Raw genomic sequence first — 4,876 nt, 5'->3', positions numbered from 1 at the left:
TCAGCGAGATGGTCGGGCAGGCGGTGACGGAAATCGACGTGACCACGCGCGACAGGCGGGCCATCCTCGGTGCCATCGTCGATGGCCGGACGGAGGTCGACGGAAAACGAACGCCGTGGCGGATCAGCTTTCGACAGGCCGCAGGCGGCGTGAAACGGCGGGTCATCAACCGCGTCGGGCACTATCTTTGATGCAGGGGGCATCGACCGACGTCGTTCGTCGCGCTATCGACACGGCCGACGCGCTTCCGGGTGGTAACGGGTTTGCGGGCGAGGTGGACGGGCGTCTCGTCCGCGACGTGCTGGGTCGCTATCCACTGTTCTCCGAGGAAGATGACCCGACGTCGTGGAGTTACGACCCGACCGACCTCGACTCGCCGAACCCGATTCCGGCGGGTTGTGCCCGGACGATAACCGACGAAATCGGTGAGGGCGGGAACGACGACGAGCGACTGTGGGACCTCCCCAGTCCGGACCCGTTCGAGGACGAGGCGGATGCCGTTTCCGCGATTCGGGAGGCCATCGAGGGAAGTCTCGGCGCCGTGTCCGGCGACGGTCTCGCCGTCGCGTTCTCGGGCGGGGTCGATTCCGCCGTCGTCGCCAGCGCGTTCGACTGCCCGCTGTACGTCGCTGGCTTCCGCGACAGTCACGACGTGGAAGCCGCCCGCACAGCGGCCGACCTGATGAACCGTGATCTACGGATCGTCGATGTCTCACACGAGGACATCGAGCGTGCGGTTCCCGAAGTCGCTCGCGCCATCGGGCGGACCAACGCGATGGACGTGCAGATCGCGTTACCCCTCTATCTGACCGCCGAGCGAGCGCGGGCGGACGGCTACGACCGACTCGCGGTGGGACAGGGCGCGGACGAACTGTTCGGCGGATACGAGAAAGTCGCCCGTGCGGACCACCGCGTCGAGGCGGAGACGGTACGCGGTGCGGCCCGCGAGACGATTCGAACGCTCGCCGAACAGTTGCCGCGGGACATCCTCACGCTCCGAGCCGCTGGCGTGGAACCCGTCGCACCGCTTCTCGACGACCGCGTCGTCCGGGAAGCGCTTCGGCTACCGGGGTCGATGCTCGTCTCGGATGACGTCCGAAAGTGGACGTTCAGACGGTCCGCTCGGGCGTTCGTTCCGGACGAGATCGCAACGCGGGACAAGAAGGCGGTGCAGTACGGCAGCCTGGTCGCGCGTGAACTCGATCGCCTCGCGCGGCAGGCGGGTTACAAACGACGGATGGACGATCACGTGACGAAGTACGTTCGCTCCCGTCTCGAATCGACCGATCAGTAAAAGCGCTTGCGCGACTGCGGACCGAGTTTCTTCTGGAGCCACGATTCACGGTAGCCGATGCAGTGACCGCCACAATCGGGGCACATCTGCCGGTCGAGTTCGTACGGTCTCCCGCACGACTTGCATTCGAATCGCGTCGAATCACCGCTCCCAAATTTCAGACTGACCCGGCTGACAAATCCCATTCTCGATTTGTTCGACAACTAGCAGTGTCATTATTATCCGGCGAATAATGTCGCTGAAACGCCGATTTCCGCGAGATACGATTCCTTATTTCAACTCGTCCGAAGGAATCAGTAAATATAGTGTGCCAACAAGTTCGTTTCCTATCAGTGTCGGGGTGAAACCACTTGTTCGCTTCCGCAGTCGGGACAGAGTTTCCGGTCACCGTCGAACGCTTTGCCACAGCCGGTACAGACGTACGTCGGTCGCGTGTCGTCGTCGCCGTCTTTGTCGGTGCCGAGCAGACGATCAATGATACTCATGAACTGTGGAATTCACCGTATAGACCTTATTATACACCACCTAATCGGTTCTACTGCTGGAATTCGACGCGTTCGATGGCTTCGATGCCGAGCGTGACGACCTCCTCGGTCACCGCCTCGTGCGTCCGCAGGTCGTCCGGCGAGAACCATCGCCAGCAATCGGCCCTTCGTTCGTCGTCGTCGGGAGCGAGGTCCCGGTTTGCCGCCTCGCTGTAGTAGACGAAGTCGATGTGTTGGTGGGCGACTTCCCCGTCGAACGCATCGACGTCGTAGAGCATGGTGTGTTCCGCGGGCGCGAGTTCCCGACCGAAATCGGCCGTCACGCTCGTTTCGGGTTCGAGCAGTGTCACCTCCAACCCGGTCTCCTCGCGGATTTCGCGCAGGGCCGCATCGCGCGGCAGTTCGTCCCGGTCGAGGTGACCGCCGGGCGGGAGAAGCATCCCGAGCCGTTCGTGGTCGTGAAGCAAGCACTCGCCGTCGTTCACGACGTACGTGGTCGCGGTGAAGTGGCGCGTCGTCTCCATACGCAAAAGGAATTCCGGGATCGGTTCACCGTTACGGTCGCAAACGCAAACTGGTGATCACTTTTCCAACCGTATCTCGTCCTCGATTCCGATGTTGAACACTTCGTCGCCGCGTCCCTCGTTGACCGCGAGTTCGACGTTTCCGTGGCTGCCGACGGTCACGAGTCGCTCGCCGGGTTCGACGTGGGCGTAGGAGGGTTCGACCGGCGCGGACTGGCCGTTGACCGAGAGTTCGTCAACGCCGTCGAGAAAGTCGCCCGGAACGTTCGTGATGGCGTTCCCGAAGTCGTCCACGACGAGCAGTTCGCCGACCGCCGAGTCGTCCTCCACGGTCGGCTTCGGGAACCGGAGGTCCTCGAACGCTTCCGCGGGTTCGATATCGTCGAGGGTTTCGAAGTCGTCGATCCCCGCCTCGTGAATCCTCGCGGCGGCGGGCGCGAACACGTCCCGTCCGTGGAAGGTCGCGCTGTCCGCGTCCTCGTAGGAAACGCGGAAGACTTCGAACCCGTCGGCGTCGGACTGCTCCGACTCGGCGAGTTCGCGGGCGACCGGGAGCAGAACGCCGTTGTCCGGGCCGACGAGGGCGTGGCCCCCTGCTCGAACTGCGAGCGCCGCGCGGTCGGTACCGACGCCGGGGTCGACGACGACGAGGTGGACGGCGGGCGGAAAATAGGGGATGACTTCCCGAAGCCAGAACGCGGTCGTCCGAACATCCTGTCGCGGGAAATCGTGGGCGATGTCCACGAGACGCGCGTCGCTGTGCTGGAGCAAGACGCCCTTCATCGCCGCCGGGTACGGCGTGCCGAAATCGGACGAGAGGGTTATCATATTCCGTTCGAATCCGAGTCGCTGACCTGTTGGATACGGTCGATGCCGCCGATTTCCTCGACGATTTCGACGACGGGGTCGGGAACGAGTCGCTGCCAATCACCGCCTTCGACCATCCGGTCGCGTACCTCGGTTCCTTCCAGCACTTCGCGGTTGAACATGGGCGATTGGCGCACTTCCACGCCCGCTTCCTCGAACAAGCGGATGACGAGTGGGTTGTTCGAGTAGGCCACGTCGAAATCCGGGCTCATGCTCTGCACATGACTGACCCAGACGGAGTTCCTGTCCAAGTCCTCGATGGGAACGGCGTACGTCACGAGGTCGGAATCCACGAGGGATTTGGTTATCATCATGATGCGTTCGCCCGCCGTGAATGGGTCGTGACGGCTGTGTGAGTCGCCCGCGCTCCCGATGCCGAGGACGAGTTCGTCTACTTCCTCGGCGATAGTCTCGACCACGTTGTGGTGGCCGTTGTGGTAGGGTTGGAAGCGCCCGATGTAGAACCCGCGAGTCATGATAGATTTGTCGTGTAGCGTTTTTATAAGAGTGACGAGTCGCTCGTGGGACGGCGTTTCGTGAGTTCGTGTTCTACCATCCTTCGTTTCGTTCGTGCGTTCGCGTTCTCGATTAACAGCGCGGACGGTGTGAAGGAGATTTATTTTCCCCGATTCCTTCTATTCGTACGTTTGACGGCCTGAAATGGAGTGAGACGGAACACAGGGAGGGAGAAAGTATATCAGTTCTCCAGCCATGTTTTCAACTACACAAAACGAATTCTATGAGTAACGACACCGATGCTTCACCACCGGAGCAAGAAGCCGAGCAAGAAGTCGACCGCCTTGGGAGTGAGGTGGACGCCCAGGTCGCCGACGATATTGCAGAGGACGATCTGCTGGGTGGGTTGGAGATAGAAAGTACGGAAGAGGTCGAGATTCCGGACCGACTGGTCGACCAGGTCATCGGGCAGGATCACGCCCGAGATATCATCCTGAAGGCGGCGAAACAGCGCCGCCACGTGATGATGATCGGGTCGCCGGGGACCGGGAAATCGATGTTGGCGAAGGCGATGAGTCAGCTCCTCCCCAAGGAGGATCTGCAAGACGTCCTCGTCTATCACAACCCCGACGACGGGAACGAACCGAAGGTTCGGACCGTTCCCGCCGGAAAGGGCGAACAAATCATCGAGGCGCACAAGGAGGAGGCCCGCAAGCGCAACCAGATGCGCTCGTTCCTGATGTGGGTCATCATCGCCATCGTGGTCGGCTACGCGCTCCTCATCGCGGGCAAGCCGCTCCTCGGAATCCTCGCTGCGGGTGTCATCTACCTCGCGTTCCGCTACGGGTCGCGTGGCACCGACGCGATGATTCCGAACCTGCTGGTCAACAACAGCGACGTCACCAGCGCTCCCTTCGAGGACGCGACGGGTGCCCACGCGGGTGCGCTGCTGGGCGACGTGCGCCACGACCCGTTCCAGTCCGGCGGAATGGAGACCCCGAGCCACGACCGCGTGGAACCGGGAGCCATCCACAAGGCCAACAAAGGTGTCCTGTTCGTGGACGAGATCAACACCCTCGACATTCGCAGTCAGCAAAAGCTGATGACCGCGATTCAGGAGGGCGAGTTCCCCATCACCGGTCAGTCCGAGCGCTCGTCCGGTGCGATGGTTCACACCGAACCCGTCCCGACCGACTTCGTGATGGTCGCGGCGGGGAACCTCGACGCGATGGAGAACATGCACCCGGCAC

General features: G+C 62.2%; 7 protein-coding genes and 1 pseudogene. 3 read left to right on the top strand and 5 right to left on the bottom strand.

Translation table 11 applies throughout. The features are described 5' to 3' along the window. Nucleotides 1–191, top strand: a pseudogene (locus WBV42_RS14925) (PHP domain-containing protein); the annotation flags it as partial. Further along, nucleotides 191–1,294 carry an asparagine synthase C-terminal domain-containing protein gene (locus tag WBV42_RS14920; RefSeq protein WP_423986734.1) on the top strand — a complete coding sequence of 368 codons (1,104 nt, stop codon included), beginning with the start codon at nucleotides 191–193 and terminating at the stop codon, nucleotides 1,292–1,294. The pseudogene WBV42_RS14925 and the gene WBV42_RS14920, both read left to right, overlap by 1 nt. Here the strand turns inward: WBV42_RS14920 and WBV42_RS14915 are convergent. From WBV42_RS14915 to WBV42_RS14895, 5 genes are all read right to left on the bottom strand, one after another. Then, nucleotides 1,288–1,479, bottom strand: coding sequence for a hypothetical protein (locus tag WBV42_RS14915; RefSeq protein WP_423986733.1), 192 nt, complete (start codon nucleotides 1,477–1,479; stop codon nucleotides 1,288–1,290). The two genes, WBV42_RS14920 and WBV42_RS14915, sit on opposite strands and share 7 nt — an antisense overlap. Before the next feature lie 144 nt (nucleotides 1,480–1,623). Continuing rightward, entirely contained in the window at nucleotides 1,624–1,779 is a 156-nt protein-coding gene (locus WBV42_RS14910; protein ID WP_423986732.1) for a hypothetical protein, read from the bottom strand. A gap of 50 nt (nucleotides 1,780–1,829) precedes the next feature. Then, a complete protein-coding gene (locus WBV42_RS14905; protein ID WP_423986731.1) occupies nucleotides 1,830–2,303 on the bottom strand; it encodes an NUDIX hydrolase in 474 nt (157 codons plus the stop codon). Between the two features lie 57 nt (nucleotides 2,304–2,360). After that, nucleotides 2,361–3,131 carry an SAM hydrolase/SAM-dependent halogenase family protein gene (locus tag WBV42_RS14900; protein ID WP_423986730.1) on the bottom strand — a complete coding sequence of 257 codons (771 nt, stop codon included), beginning with the start codon at nucleotides 3,129–3,131 and terminating at the stop codon, nucleotides 2,361–2,363. Then, entirely contained in the window at nucleotides 3,128–3,646 is a 519-nt protein-coding gene (locus WBV42_RS14895) for a nicotinamide-nucleotide adenylyltransferase (protein ID WP_066145149.1), read from the bottom strand. Before WBV42_RS14895 ends, WBV42_RS14900 begins: the two co-directional genes overlap by 4 nt. Before the next feature lie 263 nt (nucleotides 3,647–3,909). On the opposite strand from WBV42_RS14895, the gene WBV42_RS14890 reads away from it, so the two are divergent. Further along, the coding region (locus tag WBV42_RS14890; RefSeq protein ID WP_423986729.1) for an ATP-binding protein at nucleotides 3,910–4,876 on the top strand (967 nt) is incomplete at its 3' end.

This window comes from Haladaptatus sp., assembly GCF_049589095.1.
Taxonomy (GTDB): Archaea; Halobacteriota; Halobacteria; order Halobacteriales; family Haladaptataceae; genus Haladaptatus.
This window is presented reverse-complemented; position numbering and strand designations above follow the sequence as displayed.